Here is a 21,054-nt window from a genome sequence, read left to right on the forward strand (position 1 = left end):
TTACTTCTTCACCGCCCGCTGCCTCACCGCCTCAAACAAACAAACCCCCGACGCCACCGACACATTCAAACTCTCGACCGTCCCCGCCATCGGGATATTCATGATTTCGTCGCACGTCTCGCGGGTCAGGCGACGCATGCCCTCGCCCTCCGCACCGACGACGATCGCCACCGGACCATCCAGCTTGGTCTCGTAAAGCGATGCCGTCGCCTCGCCCGCCGTGCCGATCACCCAGACGCCCGCCTCCTTGAGTTCGCGCAGCGCGCGCGCCAGATTCGTCACGGTGATATACGGCACGCTCTCCGCCGCGCCGCTCGCCACCTTCGCCGCCGTCGCGTTCAGGCCCGCCGAGCGATCGCGCGGCGCGATCACCGCATGCGCGCCGGCCGCATCCGCGACGCGCAGACACGCGCCGAGATTATGCGGATCGGTGACGCCGTCGAGCGCCAGCAGCAAAGGCGTGCCCGAAATGCCATCGAGCAGTTCGGCCAGATTCTGCGCGAGCGGCAGATCGTGCGCGCGCGCCACCACGCCCTGATGCTGGACGTTGCCCGACAGCCCCCAGAGACGCGCTTCATCGGCCGCGATCAGCCGCACGCCCGCTTCCTTCGCGGTCCGCAGAAAGTCCTGCATGCGCCGATCCTTGCGCGTGGGGTCGTACAGCACCTCCTCGATCGACGATGCATCCGCGCGCAAACGTGCGGTCACTGCGTGAAATCCGTATAGAACCTTGAGACGTGACATGACTGATTCGAACCTTCGGTGAAAACTTGAAAAGCACGACGCGGTCCGAAGCACGAAGCATCGGACCGCGCGTATTCGATGGCGGCTGTATTGACGCGCCGCCCTAACGTTTCTTGCGCGCCGGCCGTCCCTGCGATGCCGACTTCGACGCCGCTCCGCGCTTCTTCGCCGCGCCGCCGCGCGGACTCGCCGCAAGCGACGCGCCCTTCTTCGTGCCGCCGCGCGCGCGCGTGCTCGGGGCGTCGTCGTCGCCGAACGGACGGATACGCGGTCCCGCGCCGATGCCGGCAGCCGCTGCATCGCTCGCACCGGTCGACGGACGCGGCGACGGCGGCTTCACCGGCGTATCGCGAACCAGCCGGAAATCGATCTTGCGCGCATCGAGATCGACGCGGCTCACCTGCACGCGCACGCGATCGGACATCCGGTAGCGAATGCCCGTGCGCTCGCCGCGCAGTTCGTTCTTGATCTCGTCGTACTGGAAATAGTCCGAGCCGAGCTCGGTCACATGCACGAGTCCTTCGATGAAGAGCGAATCCAGTTGCACGAAAATGCCGAACGACGTCACGCCGTTCACCATGCCGCCGTATTCCTCGCCGAGCTTGTCGCGCATGAAGTAGCACTTGAGCCACGCTTCGACGTCGCGCGAGGCTTCGTCGGCGCGACGCTCGTTCGACGAGCAATGCAGCCCGAGCTCTTCCCAGATCGCGACGCTGTTGCGAGCGCGGCCACGCGCGGAGTCGTCGGCCTTCTGCAGTTCGCGCGCGGCTTTCGTGAGGCCCGTGCTCAGGAAAACATCGTGACCGACGTCCGGCAGATACTTCTTGCCCTGCAAGATCGCGTAGATCGCGCGATGCGTGAGCAAGTCGGGATAGCGCCTGATCGGACTCGTGAAGTGCGCGTACGCCTCATAAGCGAGGCCGAAATGGCCGATGTTGTCCGGGCTATAGACAGCCTGCTGCATCGAACGCAGCACCATCGATTGCAGCATCTGCGCGTCGGGCCGGTCGCGAATCTGGGCGATGAGGGCGGCGTAATCGCTCGCGTGCGGCTTGTCGCCGCCGGTGAGCGTCAAGCCGACGCCGCGCAGGAACGCGCGCAGGTTTTCGAGCTTCTCTTCCGTCGGCCCCGCGTGCACGCGATACAAACCGGGATGCTTGTTGCGCTTCAGAAAGTCGGCCGCGCAGACGTTCGCGGCCAGCATGCATTCCTCGATCAGCCGATGCGCGTCGTTGCGATGACGCGGCACGATCTGCTCGATCTTGCCCTGCGAGTTCACGACGATATACGTCTCGGTCGTATCGAAGTCGATGGCGCCGCGCTTCTGGCGCGCGGCATGCAGCGACTTGTAGACGCCGTAGAGGTTCTGCAGCTGCGGCAGGATATCGGCGCGCTTCGCCGCTTCCGGACCCTTCGTGTTGGTGAGCACGGCCGCGACTTCGGTGTATGTCAGGCGCGCCGCCGAGTGCATCACGCCGGGATAAAACTGATACGCCTTGATCTCGCCGCGCGCGGTAATGACCATGTCGCACACGAGCACGCAGCGATCGACATCGGGGTTTAGCGAGCACAGGCCGTTCGACAGCTTCTCCGGCAGCATCGGAATCACGCGGCGCGGGAAATACACCGACGTGCTGCGATCGAGCGCATCGATATCGAGCGCTTCGTTCGGACGCACGTAATGCGATACGTCCGCGATCGCGACCAGCAGACGAAAACCCTGACCACGTCCCACGGCGACCGGCTCGCAATACACGGCGTCGTCGAAATCGCGCGCATCTTCGCCGTCGATGGTGACGAGCGGCACGTCGCGCAGATCGACGCGATGACGGATATCCGCCGCGCGCACTTCGTCGGGCAGCTTGGCGGCGGCGGCGAGCGCGGCGTCGCTGAATTCGTGCGGCACGCCGTACTTGCGCACCGCGATTTCGATTTCCATGCCGGGATCGTCGATATCGCCGATCACTTCGACCACGCGTCCGAGCGGCTGCGAATGGCGGCTCGGGAAATCCGTCAGATCGACGGACACGACCTGCCCGACCTTCGCCTTCTTCGGATTTTGCGTGATGAGGATGTCATGCCCGATGCGCTTGTCTTCGGGCACGAGAATCAGCGCGCCGTTCTCGTTGACGAGGCGCCCGATGACGCGCTTGTTGGCGCGATCCGTGACCTCGACGATGTGCCCTTCCGGCCGTCCGCGCCGGTCATAGCCGACGATGCGCGCGAGCACGCGATCGTTGTGCATGACCTTCTGCATTTCGCCATTGGGGAGGAAGAGATCGTCCTGGCCGTCATCGCGGATCAGAAAGCCGAAGCCGTCGCGATGCCCCTGCACGCGCCCCGCAACAAAATTCGACGGATGCGTGAGTTGATAGTGGCCGCGCTTGTCGAGGCGGATTTGCCCGTCGCGTTCCATGGCCGCCAGTCGCTTGAAAAATCCTTCGCGCTCCTGGCGCTTGATCGACAACGCTTCGGCGATGTCGTTCGCGGCATGCGGTGTCTCGCTCGTGCGCAGCACGCCGAGAATTTCTTCGCGGCTCGGAATCGGATACGGATATTTGCTCAAGGGCGTAGTCGTGTTTTTTCTCGTTGGACGGGACTTTTGCGGTGCTTTGCAACCAATAATGCGGTCATCGTTGCGGGTCATTCTAACACCCGTCTTTTAAGCGCCACGGGCGCGAGACGCCGACGCGGCGCGCTTCGCGGCTCGTTACAGGCATCGCATCGAAACGCTTGACAGATGCGTCAGGCTCGCTATAATTGCGTTCTCTGCTGCTGAACACTCAGTCGAACGATCAGTAAAGCGCAGCAGATTTGAAGTAACACGCACCCTTGCCCAGGTGGCGGAATTGGTAGACGCACTAGGTTCAGGTCCTAGCGGTGGCAACACCGTGGAGGTTCGAGTCCTCTCTTGGGCACCAGATGTTTGAAAAAGCCACCTTCGGGTGGCTTTTTCTTTTTATGCGGAGACCGTGTTTTTGTCGTAGACGAGTCGTATGACTTTTCGATTGACACGGCGCCCGTTCCCGCTAGAATAGCGGGCTTGCTGTACCCCTTGGCCCAGGTGGCGGAATTGGTAGACGCACTAGGTTCAGGTCCTAGCGGTGGCAACACCGTGGAGGTTCGAGTCCTCTCCTGGGCACCAAGGTCCCTCTTTCGCGAGACGCTCGTTCGAGCGCATCGCACGCAAAAACCCCGCGCATCGTCGCGGGGTTTTTTGTTTTCCGCCTTCGCTTTCGGTTCGCAATTCCGTTTCCCATTCGGTCCCCGGATGTCGAATTGAAATCGAAACGAATCTGCGTTCGCCGATTCACCTTCGTGCGGACGCGGCCGCGCGCCAGTCCCCGCGGCGCTGGTTTTCTTCAGCCGCAAGTGCAGCAGCATCGATGCCCCGCTCCGCGCGCAAGCCGACGCGACGGACAACTGCGTTTCTCCGCCACCCGGCTCGCGTCCGACGCGCCTCGCTTATCGCGCTTCGTCGCCCCGAAAGGCAAGCATCCGCAGCAGCGAATTCGTGTTCTGCGGGCGCAATGCGACGAGGCCGTGCAGTTCCCTCCGATAGCGATAAGCCGTCGTCACCGACAAGTTGACCTCGCGCGAAACCTCGACGACCGGCGCGCCATCGTGCAGCAATGCCAGCGCCTGGAATTTCCTCTTGAAGTCGACGCGTCCTCGGACGCCGCCGCCCGGCGACGCCTCGACGACCCGAAACTCCTTGCGCAATTTCCTGGGCGCCGAGCAGTCCAGCGATATGGACCGATAGCTATAGCCGTCCGTGCCGTTGCTGAAGAGATAGAGCTTGCTGTCGAAAACGTAGCTCCGATCGATCGGCGCGGTCTCTCTGTACAGCGAGTTTATTTTTAGCTCGACTCGGTAAACACATTTATTTAGGAACACTTACTCTCCTGTTGCCGATTGTTAACGGCAGGTGATTGCTGCCTACAGGAGACGACTGTAGTTTGCGATCGTCGTGCGCGGGTCTGCAAACCCGATCACGGCATTCCTACGCGTCCTGGCTTCGCCTGAGCGGAGTCAGGACCGATACTCGCTCGCACCCCTCGACCAGGGCAATCGCGGTGCGAGTTCTCGATATTTTTAGCTCGTTTCACCGCCATCCCCACCAGATGTTTCCGAATTGGCGCTGCCGACGTTCCCACGAGCTAGGCATCTCCGTTTCCCTCGAACGGCAGCGGGGGAATCAGTTGCAATCGGCTACCGCAATCGATGACGCCGACGGCAAAATGCCAGACAACGAGCAATAGATTCATCATCGCTTCGGACAGGCCGAGTTCGCACCTGATAGCCTGAATCGGCACGTCCCGCTGCAGAAAAACGAAGGCCAGAAACGTGGCAAGCAGTGTCGGCTCACCTCGACTATTCCGATAAACGCCATCTCCCTTTCGCATGGTCGACTTCCGCACGTTATTGAGCAGTTCCAGATCCAGCGGCACACGCAGATAACTGACCTCTCCACTGCAACGGGCCAGCAAATACAGCACATCCCCCGTAAGCAGCATCCAGTCAGAAACACCGATGTCATCAGGAACGGCGCCCATGCTTAGCCTGACTAAGTGATCTCTCGTCTCCATTTCCAAATATGCTCCTATGGCCACCGTACGCGTGGCAGGTGGTCACACTAGAAGCCCTCCGATGTGACCTGCTGTGGCGCATCCCGCGAAGAACGACCCACAGCCCCTTTGACGCCCCGCGTACTGCGGGGTGTCAAGAATCCAATCGCTTTAATTTTGTTTAGTAAATCGAACTAATCATTCGATTTTGTCGGTGCTAATGCGAAACAAAAGCATAACGCCCGAATCTCGAATCCTTGAAGTGGACACATCCTAAAGAATGAGACTTCCGAATTAGAGTTCTAATCGGTCGTTATGCTCTTGTTTATTCTGTGGCATGGTGTGTGCTCCGAGTGTTCAAATACCGGAGATTCGTGATGCCTGCCCTGTATGTCATCGCTTTCCTCCTGCTCGCCGGCACGCTCGCCTTCCTGCAGGCGCCGGCGCTCGCATGGCTCACCGGGTTCGCGGTCTGGGTCGCCGCCGGCGCGCTGACCGGTTTGACGGGCCCGCTCGGCGCGACGCTGCTCGCGATCGTCTTCGTGCTTCCGGCGCTCGCGCTCACGCTGACACCGATGCGTCGCGCGCTCGTCAGCCGCCGTGTAATCGCCGTGTTTCGCAAGATCCTGCCGGAGATGTCGTCGACGGAGCGTGACGCCATCGAAGCCGGCACGGTCTGGTGGGACGCCGAGCTTTTCTCGGGCCGCCCGCGATGGGACCGCCTGCTCGTACACGGCACGCCGAAGCTCACGCAGGAAGAGCAAAGCTTCATCGACAACGAATGCGCGCGTCTGTGCGACCTGTCGAACGACTGGGATACGACCGCCATCTGGCAAGACTTGTCGCCAGAAGCGTGGGCTTACCTCAAGGAACACGGCTTTCTGGGCATGATCATTCCGAAGCGCTATGGCGGAAAGGCTTTCTCCGCGTACGCGCACTCGCAGGTCATCATGAAGCTCGCGACGCATTCGTCGGCGGCGGCCGTATCGGTGATGGTGCCCAATTCGCTCGGTCCCGCCGAGCTGCTTCTGCACTACGGCACCGAGGAACAAAAAGATCACTATCTGCCGCGGCTCGCGCGCGGCGATGAAATTCCGTGCTTCGCGCTGACCAGCCCATACGCCGGATCGGATGCCGCGGCGATCCCGGATATCGGCATCGTGTGTCGCGGCGTGCATGAGGGCCGCGAGACGCTCGGATTTCGCGTCACGTGGGAAAAGCGCTACATCACGCTCGGTCCGATCGCGACCGTGCTCGGCCTCGCCTTTCGCGCGCTCGATCCCGATCACCTGCTCGGCGACGACGACGCGCCCGGCATCACCTGCGCGCTCATTCCGACGAACCATCCCGGCGTGAACATCGGACGGCGGCACTGGCCGCTCAACGCCGTGTTCCAGAACGGCCCGAACTGGGGTAAGGACGTGTTCATCCCGATGGACTGGGTCATCGGCGGACGCGCGCAAGTGGGTAACGGCTGGCGCATGCTGATGGAATGCCTCGCCGCCGGCCGCGCGATCTCGCTGCCTTCGTCGAACGTCGGCATGGCGAAGCTCGCGGTGCGCGGCACCGGCGCGTATGCCGCCGCGCGCCGTCAGTTCCGCACGCCGATCGGCCGCTTCGAAGGCATACAGGAAGCGCTCGGGCGCATGGGCGGCAATCTCTATGTGATGGACGCGGCGCGGCGTCTTTCCGCGCAGGCCGTCGATCTCGGCGAGAAGCCGTCCGTCATCTCGGCGATCGCCAAGTATCACATCACCGAACGCGCGCGCAAGGTCATCAACGACGGCATGGATGTCGTCGCGGGCAAGGGCATCTGCATGGGACCGTCGAATTTTCTGGCGCGGGCGTATCAGCAGATGCCGATCTCGATCACCGTCGAAGGCGCGAATATCCTGACGCGCTGTCTCATCATCTTCGGACAGGGCGCGATCCGGTGTCACCCCTACGTGCTGAAGGAAATGGCAGCGACGCGCGACAACGATCTGCGCGCGTTCGACGCCGCGTTCTTCGGACATGCGGCGTTTCTGGCATCGAACGCGATGCGCGCCTTCGTGTACGCATGCGGCGGCGGCGTGTTCGTCGCGAAGCCCGCGCGCGCCGATGCGCGTCTCGTGCCGTACTATCGTGCGGCCACGCGTCTGTCGAGCGCGTTCGCGTTGTTCGCCGATGTGTCGATGCTCACGCTCGGCGGCGAGCTGAAACGCCGCGAACGTCTTTCGGCGCGTCTCGGCGACATCCTCTCGCAGTTGTATCTGCTCTCCGCGACGCTCAAGCGTTTCGAGGACGATGGCCGCCCTGAAAGCGATCTGCCGCTCGTGCGCTGGGGCGCCGAAGACGCGCTTTATCAGGCGCGCGCCGCGTTCGAGGGCTTGCTCGCGAACTATCCGAACCGCGCGGCGGCGGCGTTTCTGCGCATCGTCGCGTTCCCGTTCGGCTTGCCGCACGCCCCTAGCGTCGATGCGCTCGGCAACGACGTCGCGATGCTGATGCAAGCACCCGGCGACGCGCGCGAGCGCCTCGTCGCAGGCTCGCACGTTTCGGCGCTCGAAGACGATCCGATCGCGCGCGGCGAAAAGCTGCTCGCGCTCACGCCTGCCGTCGCGGCGCTAGAGGCGCGTCTGCGGGACGCCGTCAAGGCGGGCGCCGCCGCCCCGCTGCCGCAAAGCCCGCACGACATCGAAGCCTGGTCGCAGACGGCGGCGGCGCGCGGTCTCATCGACGAAAACGAACGCGCGCTGCTCGCCGAATGGGCCGCTCATGCGAAGGAAGCGGTGAAAGTCGATGATTTTTCCGCAGACTTCGGTATCCTCGAAGCATTGCAAAAGCGCAGCGCGGCGCTCGAGCGGCACTTGCCCGAAGCCATTGCCTGAAGCATTCAGGACCAAAGGCACCGCCCCGCGCGCCCGACGACCGATCGACAATCGATGAAAGACCGCTATCTCGACTTCGTCAATTCGCCCTTCGGCACGAGCATTGCACGCTCGCTCGGCCTTCCGCGTCCCGAGGTTTTGCGCCGCCATCGCGCGGATCAGGCCGAATTCGGCGGCATGGCCGCCATCGGCGCGGGGCCGTCGCCCGCGCTCTTCGACGATCTGATGGCCGTGCTGTCGGCGATCGGCATGACGGGCATCGCGCACGAAAGCGCGTCCGGCTGGCTGCCGGTCGCCGCGCGGCACGGCGCGATGAGCGGCCGCTTCGAGCCGCGCTCGCGCGACGCTTCCGCGACCGACCGCGTCGAGGCGCTGATTTTCGATGCGACCGGCATCGGCGAAAGCGCGCAACTCCATTCGCTCTACGCGTTCTTCCACGATGCGCTGCGTTCGCTCGCGAAGAACGGGCGCATCGTCGTGCTCGGGCGTCCGCCCGCCACGCGCTCGAGCGTCCGCGCCGCGACCGCGCAGCATGCGCTCGAAGGCATGGTCCGCTCGCTCGGCAAGGAAGCGCGCAACGGCATTACGTCGAATCTGCTGCGCGCAGCCGATGGCGCGGATGTCGAGTCGGCGCTGCGCTTTTTCCTTTCGCCACGCTCGGCCTATGTCTCGGGCCAAGTCGTGACCATCGATGCGCCCGCCGACGCGCCGCCAAGCTGGGCCAAGCCGCTCGCCGGCAAACGCGCGCTCGTGACGGGCGCGGCGCGCGGCATCGGCGCGTCGATCGCGGCGGTGCTGGCCGAGCACGGCGCGATCGTCACCGGGCTCGATATCGACGCCGCCCGCGATGCGCTCGATCAGACCATGCTCGCGATCGAAGACGCGTCGCCGTCATCGGGCGCGCACGCGGCGCTCGTCGCGGATATCGCCGCGCCCGAAACGCCCGCCGAAATCGCGGCGGCGCTGGCTGCGTCGGGCGGCATCGATATCGTCGTGCATAACGCGGGCATCACGCGCGACAAGACCATCGCGCGCATGACCGCCGACATGTGGGACAGCGTCATCGACATCAATCTGCTCGCGCAGGAACGCATCGACGACGTGCTGCTCGCGCAGAACGTGTTGCGCGCGGGCGGGCGCATCGTCGCGGTGTCGTCGATCAGCGGCATCGCGGGCAATCGCGGGCAGACCAATTACGCGACGTCGAAAGCCGGCGTGATCGGCCGCGTGCACGCGATGGCGCCGTTGCTGCGCGAGCGCGGCATCACGATCAACGCGGTCGCGCCGGGCTTCATCGAAACGCATATGACCGCGCGTATGCCCTTCGGCGTGCGCGAGGCCGGCAGACGCCTCAATTCGATGGGACAAGGCGGCTTGCCCGTCGATGTCGCCGAGACCGTCGCGTGGCTCGCGAGTCCGGGCAGCGCGGGCATCACGGGCAACGTGGTGCGCGTGTGCGGCCAGAGCCTGATCGGCGCGTGAGGAGGCAGAACGCGATGCACGCACCGACCATGCCGCGCGCCCGCACCGTCGTCGTCGAAACGCTGCCGCCGCCCGCGAAGCTCTACGGCCGCGCGCTGCCCGCGCTTTTCCGGCGCGCGCGTGCGCCGGAGCTGCCCGCGTTGCGGCTCGTGCGCCCGAATGTGAGGATCGACGCCGAACAGGTCGGCCGATACGCGCGCGTGTGCGGCTTCATTCCCGAGCACGGCGTGCCGCTCACGTTTCCGCACGTTCTCGCTTTTCCCTTGCATCTGATGATGCTCACCGATCCGTCGTTTCCATGGTCCGCGCTCGGCGTCGTGCATCTGTCGAACAGCGTGCGGCTGCGGCGTCCGCTCGCGGCCGGTCAGGCGTTGCGCATCGAAGTGGAATGCGGGCCGCTCGTGCCGCATCACAAGGGCCAGGCGTTCACGCTGCATACGCGCATCTATCGGCGCGGCGAGGCGGTGTGGGACGGCGACAGCGTGTATCTGAAGCGCGGCGCGCGCAGCGAGCGCGCGGCGCCGTCGATCGAGATCGCCGATGCCGCCGACGTACGCGTGCCGCTGCTCGCGCGCGAAGCGCGCTGGCAGCTTCCGCCGCAACTCGGACGCGACTACGCGAAGGCGTCGGGCGACTTCAATCCGATCCATCTGCACATGCTGAGCGCGAAAGCGTTCGGTTTTCCACGCGCCATCGCGCATGGCATGTGGACGCTCGCGCGCACGCTCGCCGCGTTGCATCCGGTCAAGGCGCTGGCTTCCGGTTACGCGCACGGCGATTTCAAGACGCCGCTATACATTCCCGGCGATGCGACGCTGTGGACCGCCGCGCCCTCGCCCGTCGCGCGCGATTTCGAAGTGCGCGATCTCGCCGGCGACCGGCCGCATCTGCGTGGCCATTTCGAATGGGAGCTGCCATGAGCGAAGCGCGTCGTGTCGCGGTAATCGGCAGCAATCGCATTCCGTTCGCGCGCTCGAACACGGCGTACGCGAGCGCGTCGAATCAGGACATGCTGAGCTTCACGCTGCAAGGACTCGTCGATCGCTTCGACCTGCACGGCATGCGCCTCGGCGAAGTGGCGGCGGGCGCGGTCGTCAAGCATTCGCGCGATTTCAATCTGACGCGCGAAGCCGCATTGTCGACGACGCTCGCGAAGGAAACGCCCGCCTACGACGTGCAGCAAGCCTGCGGCACCGGCCTTGAAACGGCGATTCTGGTCGCGAACAAGATCGCGCTCGGACAGATCGACGTGGGCATCGCGGGCGGCGTCGATACGGCGTCGGACGCGCCCATCGCGGTGAACGAGCGCATGCGCAGAATCCTGCTCGAAGCGAATCGCTCGCGCTCGGCGGGACAGCGCGTGGGCGCGCTCGCTAAACTGCGGCCCGGCATGTTCTTCAGGCCGCTCCTGCCGCGCAATGCGGAACCGCGCACGGGCCTTTCGATGGGCGAGCACTGCGAACTGATGGCCAAGCGCTGGAAGATTTCGCGCGAGGCGCAGGATGCGCTCGCGCAGGAGAGTCATCGCAAGCTCGCGGCGGCGTACGGGCGCGGCTTTTTCAACGATCTGATGACGCCGTACAAAGGCCTCGCGCGCGACAGCACGCTGCGGCCCGACGTATCGCTCGATCAGTTGTCGGCGCTCAAGCCCGTCTTCGATCGCGACGCGGGCACGCTCACCGCGGGCAACTCGACGCCGCTCACCGACGGCGCATCGGCGGTGCTGCTCGCGTCCGAGCAATGGGCCGCCGAGCGTGGCTTGCCGGTGCAGGCGTTCTTGACGTTTTCCGCGACCGCCGCCGTCGATTTCTTCGACAAGCGCGAAGGCCTCCTGATGGCGCCCGTCTACGCGGTCCCGCCGATGCTCGCGCGCGCCGGAATCGCATTGCAGGACTTCGATTTCTACGAGATCCACGAAGCATTCGCGGCGCAGGTGCTGTGCACGCTCGCCGCGTGGGAAGACGACGAATACTGCCGCACCGCGCTCGGACTCGACGCGCCGCCCGGTTCGATCGACCGCGCGCGTCTGAACGTGAACGGCAGCTCGCTCGCGACGGGGCATCCGTTCGCGGCGACGGGCGGGCGCATTATCGGTACGCTGGCGAAGATGCTCGCGAACGCGCCCGCGCGCAGCGACGGCAAGCCGTTGCGCGGACTGATCTCGATCTGCGCGGCGGGCGGACAAGGCGTCGTCGCGATACTGGAGCGGTAGCCGGAAATATCGGCCAAAAAAATACAAGCCGACGGAGACACCACATGAGCCCGGGACAGGCAGCGCCGCGCGGGACTTCCGAGCCGCACGCGACGGACGGCATCTGGTATGCGTCGTATCCGCCGGATGTCGCGCATGAGATCGATCCTTCGCGCTATCGCTCGCTCGCGCATTTCTTCGACGAATGCGTCGCGCGTTTTGCCGATCATGTCGCGTTCGTGAGCCTCGGCTCGGAACTGAAGTTCGCGACGCTCGGCGAAAAGGCGCATGCGTTCGCGGGGTATCTGCAGGGCATCGGCGTGAAGCCCGGCGATCGCGTCGCGCTGATGATGCCGAACACGCTCGTCTATCCGGTGACGCTCTTCGGCACGCTGCTCGCGGGCGCGATCGTCGTCAACGTGAATCCGCTCTATACGGTGCGCGAGCTCGGCCTTCAGTTGAAGGACAGCGGCGCGCAGACGATCGTCGTATTCGAGAACTTCGCCAAGACCGTGCAGGACGCGCGGCCGGGATCGCGCGTAAGGAACATCGTCGTGACCGGGCTCGGCGATCTGCTCGGCGGCGGTCTCAACGTGAAAGGCCGCGCGATCGATCTGATCCTGCGCTATGTGAAAAAGCAGGTGCCCGCCTACGCGCTGCCCGATGCCGTGCGCCTGCCGCAAGCGCTCGCGCTCGGCGCGCGGCGCAAGTTCGAACCGGTGCGCGTCGGTCACGGCGATATCGCGTTCATTCAGTACACCGGCGGCACCACAGGCATCGCCAAAGGCGCGATGCTCACGCATCGCAACGTGATCGCCAATCTGATGCAGGCGCTTGCATGGGCGGGCGCGCGGCTCGTCGAGGGCGAAGAGACCGTCGTCACGCCGTTGCCGCTGTATCACATCTATTCGCTCACGGTGAATGCGCTCGCGTTTCTTGCGATCGGCGCGCGCAACGTGCTGATCGTCAATCCGCGCGATATCGGCAGCCTCGTGCGCGCGCTGCGTCACGAGAATTTCACGGCGATCACCGCGCTCAACACGCTTTACAGCGCGCTGATGGACAACGAAGCCTTCCGTCAGCGCGACTTCTCGTCGCTCAAGCTCGCGATGGCGGGCGGCATGGCGACCCAGCGGGTGATCGCCGAGCGCTTCAGGGCGCTGACGGGCACAACGCTCGTCGAAGGTTACGGCCTGACCGAGTGTTCGCCGCTCGTCGCCGCGACGCCGCTCGATACGCACGGCGACAGCGCTTTCGATGGAACCATCGGCGTGCCGGTGCCGTCCACGCTCGTGCGCCTGCGCCGCGAAGATGGCGCGTGGGCGAACGTCGGCGAACCGGGCGAGCTTTGCGTCCAGGGTCCGCAAGTGATGAAGGGCTACTGGAACCGTCCGGAAGACACGGCGAAAGCCATCGACGCGAACGGCTGGCTCGCGACCGGGGACATCGGCGTGATGGATGCGCGCGGCATCATCCGGCTCATCGACCGCAAGAAGGACATGATGATCGTCTCGGGCTTCAACGTGTATCCGAACGAAATCGAGGACGTGCTCGCGGCGCATCCGAAAGTGCGCGCGGTCGCGGCCGTCGGCGTGCCCGATCCGGTGACGGGCGAGCGCGTGAAGGCATTCGTCGTGCGTCGCGACGACACGCTCACGGTGGAAGAACTGCTGAAGTTCGCGCGTTTACACCTGACCGGCTACAAGGTGCCTGCTTATGTCGAGTTCCGCGACGCGCTGCCGCTCACGCCGATCGGCAAGGTGCTCAGGCGCGAACTGCGCGACGCCGGATCCACATCGCAGGGCTAGCCCTCACGGAGATACCCATGCCGCGCTCGGCTTCCGGCTTCCGGTTCGCTTGTGCGAGCCTGTTGTGTCTCGCGCTCGCGTCTTTCGCGGCACGCGCCGATCCATCCGATGACGTTGGGCGCATCGGCGATCTCGGCGTCGAGCAGCAGGTGCAATGGCTGTCGCGATCGGCGGGAAGCGGCGCGCTCGCCAGTCTCGACGATGCGCAACTCGTCGCCCTCTTCCGCTCGCTCGACGCGCGCACGCTGCCGCGCTATCTGCAAGACGGCTTACGCGATTTCGATTCGTGCGAGTTCACGATGCGCCGCCGCGAGCGCATCAAAGGCAAATGGCCGAAGCGCGCGGATCACATGCTCGTGCGCGTCACGCGCGAGCCGCTGCGCATCTATGCGAAATGGCTGCCGGATGGCGGGCACGCGGGGCAGGAAGTCATCTACGACGATTCGAAGCGTCCCGATCAGCTTTACGGTCATCTCGGCGGCTTTCTGGGCGTCGTGCCGATGTGGGCATCGGTGAACGGCGCGCTCGCCCGCGCGCAGTCGAATCATTCGATCCGCGAGCTCGGCATCGACGCGATCACGCAACGCTTCATCGACGAAGGGCGCAAGTTCGCCGAAGCGGGCATCACGAAACCAACGAACATCGAAGTGAAGAGCGTCGACGGACTGCGCGTGATCGCGCTCACCTACGAAACGGTCGAAGGCCAACCCACCTTCTATGCGAAAAAGGAAGTGCTCGGACTCGACCTCGAACGGCCGCTTTTCCGCACGCTGGAGTCGTACGACAACGACGGCGAGATTTTCGAAAGCGTCGTGTTCGAGCGCATCGAGACGAAACCCTTCGACGACCTGACGTTCGACCCGAAAAATCCCGACTATCGCTTCTGATTTCCTTCTGATTTGAAGCGCGCGCTGACTTCGTGACATCCCGTGTAACAACTCGTCGCACCGCGCGGCGCGCGTTTTAAGTTTCGCCTAAGAGTCGGCCGATAACCTGCCCGCACTCCATCGACATCAAGGTCCGCGCGAAGCGTCAAGCCGAAAGCGCCGCACATCGTCATGCAAACCTGAGGACATCGTTCATGAACCTCCGCCGTCCGGCTTCCGCACCCGTGCGAGCCATCAAAAAGCTTCTGAGCCATCACGAAATCGCCACGCTGCTCCTGCTGATGCACGCGCCGATCGATGTGATGGCCGCCACGCCCGATGTCGCCTCGCTGCAGGAATACGGCTATGTCGAGATCGTGTCGCCGGACGCCGGCACCCCGAAAGTGCGCCTGACCGAAGACGGCAACGCCGTGCTGCGCGGGCTCGGCGTCAAGTAAGGCTTCATTTCGATACGGGCCGCGGACGCCCGGGAACGCGAACTCTGTAATAATCGGTCGATACTTTTTCATCACCGACCAAGGAGTGATTCGCGATGTCCGCCCTCTCACCCATCGTGCAGCGTGTGCTCATCACCAACGACGACGGCATCGACGCGCCCGGCCTCGCCGTGCTCGAAGCGGTCGCCGCCGAACTCGCGCACGAAGTTTGGGTCATCGCGCCCGAGCACGATCAGAGCGGCACTTCGCATTCCATCAGCCTGCATTCGCCGCTGCGCATCTCGCGTCAGGGCGAACGGCGCTTCGGCGTACAGGGCACGCCAGGCGACTGCGTCGTGATGGGCGTGCGCCACATCATGAAAGACGCGCCGCCCACACTTGTCCTGTCCGGCATCAACCGCGGGGCGAATCTCGGCGTCGAAACGATGTTCTCCGGCACCGTCGGCGCGGCGATGACGGGCCTCTTGCTCGGCTTGCCGTCGATCGCGCTCAGTCAGGCTTTCACGGACCGCGAGAACGTGCGCTGGGACACGGCGCGCGCGCTGGCGCCGGGCGTGATCCGCCAATTGCTCTCGATTTCCCACGACGCGCCGACGTGCCTGAACGTCAACTTCCCCGATTGCGACGCGTCTGCCGCGGGTCCGCTCACCGTGACGCGGCAAGGCATCGGGCTCGTGGAAGGCATCGACGTGTTGCCGCTCGTCGATCCGCGCGGCATCGACTATCACTGGCTGCGCTTTCAGCGTGGCCCGCGCCCGAATTCGCCCGATAGCGAAACGGCGGTGGTGGCGGCAGGCAGCGTGTCGGTCACGCCGCTCCATTTCGATCGCACCGACGAGCGCACGTTCGCCACGCTCGAAGCGGGTCTTAAACGCGCCGTCTGAGTTTTCGGTCCGCGCGCGTCTAGAACGATTCTTCTCAGACGGGAACGGTCGCTTTCTCGTATGCTCGGCCGTTCACGACAAGGAGACGACATGACCCGTTTCATCGGCTCGCGCGGTGCACGCGTGACGCTCGGCGCGCTGTGCGCCACTTTCGCCGCGAGCGTTTTCGCGCAGGCGACGCCCGTCGGCACCTGGCAGACCATCGACGATCAGACCGGCAAAGCGAAAGCGATCATCCAGATCGCCGACGACGGCAACGGGCAGTTGTCGGGCAAGGTCGTGCGTGGCATCGGCGAATTCGATCATCCGGAACGGCGCTGCACGGCCTGCACGGACGAACGCAAGGATCAGTTGATCAAGGGCATGACGATCATCACCGGCATGCGTCAGGACGGCGACGAGTGGGAAGGCGGCCAGATTCTCGACCCGGACAGCGGCAAGCTCTACAAGTGCAAGATGAAACTCGAAGACGGTGGCAAGAAGCTCGTCGTGCGCGGGTATATCGGCGTTTCGCTGCTGGGGCGCTCGCAAACCTGGGTGCGCCAGCAATAGCTTTATACAAAGACAAAGCCGGTCGAAGACGTCGATCTTCGACCGGCTTTGCTCATCTCGCGAGCACGCTTCGAGCAATCATGCGGCGTGACGATGTTGCGCCTCTTCCGCTTGTGCTTCGGCGGGCAGGTTCGGCTCTTCCGGCTTGAATTCCCCCGGCACACGCATGCGCGATGTCATCAACGCATAGAGCGATTCGCCGGCCGGCCCGAACAACTGCGTCATGACGCGCAGCAGGACGCCCGATTCGTGCCACGCCTTGAAGCGCCGATGGCACGTCTGATACGACGGATATTTGCGCGGCAGCGTGGACCATGACGCCCCGCTGTACATGACCCAGAGCACACCGTTGAGCACGGCGCGGGTATTGGCGAGCGGCCGGCCCCGCAACTCCGAACGCGGACGCAGTTCGGGAAGCAGCGGTGCAACCATCTGCCATTCTTCGTCGGACATGTCGCGATAGGGCTTCACGGTAGTTTCTCCAATTCACTGACTGATAACCGGTATCGACGATACCGAGTACCCGAAAGCCAGCAAATCGGAGTGGTCCGAATCTTGAAATTGCTCGCAAAACCTTATGCCGATTGGCCTACCGCAGATTTTTGATACTCGTATTAGGTCAGCGAAATATCGGTGACGCGGCGCGGCGCCTCCAGATATTCCTTCGACTGCATCTCGACGATACGCGACACCGTGCGCGTGAACTCGTTGGCCATCGGCCCTTCGACGTACAGTTCTTCCGCGGGCACGGCCGCCGACATCAGCAGCTTGACCTTGTGGTCGTAGAACACGTCGATGAGCCAGGTGAAGCGGCGCGCTTCCGATGCCATGCGCGGCGTCATTTGCGGCACGTCCGACAAGATGACCGCGTGAAAGCGGTTCGCCAGTTCGAGATAGTCGTTCTGCGAGCGCGGGCCGCCGCATAGCGTCGCAAAGTCGAACCAAACGACACCGTCGGCTTTGCGCAATGCCTTGATCTCGCGCTTCTCGATGTGCAGGATCGGGCTTTCGTCGGGCACGGCCGCGAGTTTCGCGAAATCCGCACGCAACGCCTCGCTCGCCGACGCACCAAGCGGCGTGTGATACGCCTTCACCGTCGAGAGCGTTTGCCTGCGGTAATCGGTGCCGGCATCGACGTTGAGCACGTCGAGATGCTCTTTGATGAGCTCGATCGCGGGCAGAAGACGATCGCGATGCAGCCCTTCCGGATACAGCGTGTCGGGCTGGTAATTGGACGTCATCACGAACTGCACGCCAGCCTTGAAAAGACGGTCGAGCAGGCGATACAGGATCATCGCGTCGGCAATATCGGAGACGTGAAACTCGTCGAAACAGATCAGCCGATAACGCTTCGCGATGCGTTTGGCGAGTTCGTCCAGCGGATCCGACTGCCCTTTCAGCTCCTCCAGTTCGCGATGCACCTCGCGCATGAATTCGTGAAAATGCAGACGCGTCTTGCGCTGCACCGGCACGACCGCATAGAAGCTGTCCATCAGGAAGCTCTTGCCGCGCCCGACGCCGCCCCACATGTAGACGCCGCGCGGCAACTCGGGACGCACGAGAAACTTCTTGAGCGCATTCGAGCGGCGCGCCTTGTACGCGACCCACTCTTCATAGCACTGTTGAAGACGCGCGACCGCCGCGAGCTGCGCCTCGTCCGATTGATAACCCCGCGTGCGCAGTTCGTTTTCGTAGTATTCGGTGACGTTCATCTTCGGCCGTTCGATGTGACAAAGGCGAGCGGATCAACCCGCTCGCCTTTGTTGTGCTGCCTTACTGCCAAGGCAAACGGTATTACATGTTCAACGCGCGCTTGTCGACGGCGAGCGCCGCTTCGCGCATCACTTCCGACAGCGACGGATGCGGATGGCAGATGCGGCCGATATCTTCCGACGCCGCCTTGAACTCCATCGCCACGACCGCTTCCGCGATCAGATCCGACGCGTCCGCAGCAATGACGTGCACGCCGAGGATTTCGTCGGTCTTCGCGTCCGCGATCATCTTGACGAAGCCTTCGGCACGGCCGATGCCGAGCGCGCGGCCGTTGGCCATCATCGGGAACTGGCCGGTCTTGATCTCGCGGCCTTCGGCCTTGAGCTGCTGCTCGGTCTTGCCGACCCACGCGATTTCCGGTTCCGTGTAGATGACCCACGGCACGCAGTTGTAATCGATGTGCGGCTTCTGACCGTCGATGATCTCCGCCACCGCCACGCCTTCGTCTTCCGCCTTGTGCGCGAGCATCGGGCCGCGCACCACGTCGCCGATCGCGTACACGCCCGGCACGCTCGTCGCGCAATGATCGTCCACGTCGATGAAACCGCGCTCGTTCGCCTTCAGGCCGATGCTTTCCAGACCGAGGTTATCGGTGTTCGGCACGCGGCCGATCGACACGATCAAACGATCCGCTTCCAGCGTCTGCGCGTTGCCTGCGTTGTCCGTGTAAGCGATCGAAACGCCGTTGGCGCTCGTCTTCACTTCGCCGATCTTCACGCCGAGGTGAATGTCGAGACCCTGCTTCTTGAACTGCTTCGCGGCTTCCTTCGCGAGCGACTCGTCCGCCGCGCCGAGGAATTGCGGCAGCGCTTCGAGCACGGTCACTTCCGCGCCGAGACGACGCCACACCGAGCCGAGCTCCAGACCGATCACGCCCGCGCCGATCACGGCGAGCTTCTTCGGCACGGAATCGAACGACAGCGCGCCTTCGTTGTCGGCGATCAGCTCGTTGTCGACCGGAATGTTCGGCAGATGGCGCGCCTTCGAACCCGTCGCGATGATCACGTTCTTCGCCGTGACGACTTCCGTCTCGCCTTCGCCCGACACTTCGATCTGCACGCCGGCCGCGTTCTTCCCGGTGAACTTGCCATGACCCTTGAGCCACGTGATCTTGTTCTTGCGGAACAGGAACTCGATGCCCTTCGTCATCTTTTCGACGATGCCGTCTTTACGCGCGAGCATCTTCGACACATCGAGCTTCACGTCCGACACGCTGATGCCGTGATCGGCCAGATGCTTCGACGCATTCTCGAATTCTTCCGACGACGCCAGCAGCGCCTTCGACGGAATGCAGCCTACATTCAGGCACGTGCCGCCGAGCTTCAATGCGCCTGCCGGGTTCTTCCACTTCTCGATACACGCAACCGACTTGCCGAGCTGCGCTGCGCGAATCGCCGCGATATAGCCGCCAGGGCCCGCGCCGATCACGACGACATCAAATTCTTTGGACATGACTTTCCTTGGTGTGTCTCCGCTTTTGCGGAGCAGCCTCTTGCGATGCGCGCGAGCCTATCGCGCGCATCGAGGCAACTAAGCTTGTATTACAGGTCCAGCAGCAGACGAGCCGGATCTTCCAGCGCGTCCTTCATCGCGACCAGCGACAGCACGGCTTCGCGGCCGTCGATGATGCGGTGGTCGTACGACAGCGCGAGGTAGTTCATCGGACGGATCACGATCTGGCCGTTTTCGACGACCGCGCGTTCCTTCGTCGCGTGCACGCCGAGAATCGCGGATTGCGGCGGGTTGATGATCGGCGTCGAGAGCATCGAGCCGAAAACGCCGCCGTTCGAGATCGAGAACGTGCCGCCGGTCATTTCTTCGATCGACAGCTTGCCGTCCTTCGCCTTCTGGCCGAATTCGGCGATCTTCTTCTCGATGTCGGCGAGGCTCATCTGATCCGCATTGCGCAGGATCGGCACGACGAGACCGCGCGGCGAACCGACCGCGATACCGATGTCGAAGTAGCCGTGATAGACGATGTCGTTACCGTCGATCGATGCGTTCACGAGCGGGAACTTCTTCAGCGCGTGGACGGCGGCCTTCACGAAGAACGACATGAAGCCGAGCTTCACGCCGTGTTCCTTCTCGAAGCGGTCCTTGTACTTGTTGCGCAGATCCATGACCGGCGCCATGTTGACTTCGTTGAACGTCGTCAGGATGGCGTTGGTTTGCTGCGATTCGAGCAGACGCTCGGCGATACGCGCACGCAGACGCGACATCGGCACGCGCTGTTCCGGGCGGTCCTTCAGCCACTGATCGGCCGATGCCGGTGCGCTGACTTGCGGCAGCGACGGCTTCGCGGCGCGCGCGGCGGCCGGAGCCGGTGCGGCGGCGGGCTTGGCCGGTGCGGCAGCCGGTGCGCCGGCTTGAGCGGCGAGCGCGTCGCCCTTCGTGATGCGGCCGTCGCGGCCCGAGCCCGACACCTGATCCGCCGACACGCCCTTCTCGGCGAGGATCTTCGTCGCGGCCGGCGATGCGGCGCCGCCCGCCGATGCTTGCGCAGCAGCCGGAGCCGACGTGGCAGCGGCGGTTTCCGCGACCGGCGCGGGCTTCACTTCGGCGTCGCCGGCAGCGGCGACGGCGGCAGGCGCTTCGCCCGCTTTCGCTTCGGTGTCGATCTTGGCGATGAGTTCGTCGGCGGTGACGATATCGCCGTCGTGCTTGATGACTTGCGCCAGCACGCCGGCCGACGGAGCCGGCACTTCGAGCACGACCTTGTCGGTCTCGATTTCGATGAGGATTTCGTCCTGGGCGACAGCCTCACCCGGCTTCTTCTTCCACTGCAGCATGGTCGCTTCCGAGACCGACTCGGAAAGCTGGGGAACCTTGACTTCTACGATAGCCATTTCTGTATTTTC

At 64.0% G+C, this 21,054-nt stretch carries 17 protein-coding genes and 2 tRNA genes; 11 read left to right on the plus strand and 8 right to left on the minus strand.

The window, feature by feature from the left end:
* Entirely contained in the window at nt 1–744 is a 744-nt protein-coding gene (rlmB, locus tag LDZ23_RS08120) for a 23S rRNA (guanosine(2251)-2'-O)-methyltransferase RlmB (RefSeq protein ID WP_244807390.1), read from the minus strand.
* Between the two features lie 103 nt (nt 745–847).
* Nucleotides 848–3,310, minus strand: a complete 2,463-nt coding sequence (gene rnr / locus LDZ23_RS08125; RefSeq protein ID WP_008349262.1) for a ribonuclease R — start codon at nt 3,308–3,310, stop codon at nt 848–850.
* Nucleotides 3,311–3,578: 268 nt separating this feature from the next.
* On the opposite strand from rnr, the gene LDZ23_RS08130 reads away from it, so the two are divergent.
* Together LDZ23_RS08130 and LDZ23_RS08135 are read left to right on the plus strand one after the other, a co-directional pair.
* Nucleotides 3,579–3,665 (plus strand) — tRNA-Leu (locus tag LDZ23_RS08130).
* A 137-nt stretch (nt 3,666–3,802) separates the two neighbouring features.
* Nucleotides 3,803–3,889, plus strand: a tRNA-Leu gene (locus LDZ23_RS08135).
* Between the two features lie 320 nt (nt 3,890–4,209).
* Here LDZ23_RS08135 and LDZ23_RS08140 read toward each other — a convergent pair.
* Together LDZ23_RS08140 and LDZ23_RS08145 are read right to left on the minus strand one after the other, a co-directional pair.
* The gene (locus LDZ23_RS08140; protein WP_008349260.1) at nt 4,210–4,467 is read right to left on the minus strand and encodes a helix-turn-helix domain-containing protein; all 258 of its coding nucleotides are present in this window, start codon (nt 4,465–4,467) and stop codon (nt 4,210–4,212) included.
* 437 nt (nt 4,468–4,904) lie between these two features.
* A complete protein-coding gene (locus LDZ23_RS08145; RefSeq protein ID WP_244807391.1) occupies nt 4,905–5,333 on the minus strand; it encodes a hypothetical protein in 429 nt (142 codons plus the stop codon).
* Nucleotides 5,334–5,689: 356 nt separating this feature from the next.
* On the opposite strand from LDZ23_RS08145, the gene LDZ23_RS08150 reads away from it, so the two are divergent.
* The 9 genes from LDZ23_RS08150 to LDZ23_RS08190 all read left to right on the plus strand — a co-directional run bounded on the left by LDZ23_RS08150 (nt 5,690) and on the right by LDZ23_RS08190 (nt 16,423).
* Nucleotides 5,690–8,182: an acyl-CoA dehydrogenase gene (locus LDZ23_RS08150; RefSeq protein ID WP_244807392.1), complete on the plus strand. Its 2,493-nt coding sequence runs from the start codon at nt 5,690–5,692 to the stop codon at nt 8,180–8,182.
* A gap of 54 nt (nt 8,183–8,236) precedes the next feature.
* Nucleotides 8,237–9,664 carry a 3-oxoacyl-ACP reductase gene (locus LDZ23_RS08155; protein ID WP_034473190.1) on the plus strand — a complete coding sequence of 476 codons (1,428 nt, stop codon included), beginning with the start codon at nt 8,237–8,239 and terminating at the stop codon, nt 9,662–9,664.
* Between the two features lie 14 nt (nt 9,665–9,678).
* Complete coding sequence (locus LDZ23_RS08160; protein WP_034473192.1) at nt 9,679–10,584, plus strand: MaoC/PaaZ C-terminal domain-containing protein; 906 nt, start codon at nt 9,679–9,681, stop codon at nt 10,582–10,584.
* Nucleotides 10,581–11,876: an acetyl-CoA C-acetyltransferase gene (locus LDZ23_RS08165; protein WP_241484885.1), complete on the plus strand. Its 1,296-nt coding sequence runs from the start codon at nt 10,581–10,583 to the stop codon at nt 11,874–11,876. Before LDZ23_RS08160 ends, LDZ23_RS08165 begins: the two co-directional genes overlap by 4 nt.
* Nucleotides 11,877–11,920: 44 nt before the next feature.
* Entirely contained in the window at nt 11,921–13,663 is a 1,743-nt protein-coding gene (locus LDZ23_RS08170) for an AMP-binding protein (RefSeq protein WP_244807393.1), read from the plus strand.
* A gap of 17 nt (nt 13,664–13,680) precedes the next feature.
* Nucleotides 13,681–14,550, plus strand: coding sequence for a DUF1571 domain-containing protein (locus tag LDZ23_RS08175; protein ID WP_244807394.1), 870 nt, complete (start codon nt 13,681–13,683; stop codon nt 14,548–14,550).
* A gap of 194 nt (nt 14,551–14,744) precedes the next feature.
* Nucleotides 14,745–14,987: a hypothetical protein gene (locus tag LDZ23_RS08180; RefSeq protein ID WP_008349248.1), complete on the plus strand. Its 243-nt coding sequence runs from the start codon at nt 14,745–14,747 to the stop codon at nt 14,985–14,987.
* A 95-nt stretch (nt 14,988–15,082) separates the two neighbouring features.
* A complete protein-coding gene (gene surE / locus LDZ23_RS08185; protein ID WP_034473198.1) occupies nt 15,083–15,871 on the plus strand; it encodes a 5'/3'-nucleotidase SurE in 789 nt (262 codons plus the stop codon).
* A 90-nt stretch (nt 15,872–15,961) separates the two neighbouring features.
* Nucleotides 15,962–16,423, plus strand: coding sequence for a DUF2147 domain-containing protein (locus tag LDZ23_RS08190; protein ID WP_034473199.1), 462 nt, complete (start codon nt 15,962–15,964; stop codon nt 16,421–16,423).
* Between the two features lie 78 nt (nt 16,424–16,501).
* Here the strand turns inward: LDZ23_RS08190 and LDZ23_RS08195 are convergent, their stop codons facing one another.
* The 4 genes from LDZ23_RS08195 to odhB form a co-directional block, all read right to left on the minus strand.
* Nucleotides 16,502–16,894 carry a transposase gene (locus LDZ23_RS08195; protein ID WP_008349245.1) on the minus strand — a complete coding sequence of 131 codons (393 nt, stop codon included), beginning with the start codon at nt 16,892–16,894 and terminating at the stop codon, nt 16,502–16,504.
* A gap of 143 nt (nt 16,895–17,037) precedes the next feature.
* Nucleotides 17,038–18,135, minus strand: a complete 1,098-nt coding sequence (gene zapE / locus LDZ23_RS08200) for a cell division protein ZapE (protein WP_034473201.1) — start codon at nt 18,133–18,135, stop codon at nt 17,038–17,040.
* 82 nt (nt 18,136–18,217) lie between these two features.
* Nucleotides 18,218–19,648, minus strand: coding sequence for a dihydrolipoyl dehydrogenase (lpdA, locus tag LDZ23_RS08205; RefSeq protein ID WP_034473203.1), 1,431 nt, complete (start codon nt 19,646–19,648; stop codon nt 18,218–18,220).
* Between the two features lie 89 nt (nt 19,649–19,737).
* Entirely contained in the window at nt 19,738–21,042 is a 1,305-nt protein-coding gene (gene odhB / locus LDZ23_RS08210) for a 2-oxoglutarate dehydrogenase complex dihydrolipoyllysine-residue succinyltransferase (RefSeq protein WP_008349242.1), read from the minus strand.
* Between the last annotated feature and the right edge of the window lie 12 nt (nt 21,043–21,054).

Source organism: Caballeronia zhejiangensis (assembly GCF_022879815.1).
GTDB lineage: Bacteria > Pseudomonadota > Gammaproteobacteria > Burkholderiales > Burkholderiaceae > Caballeronia > Caballeronia zhejiangensis.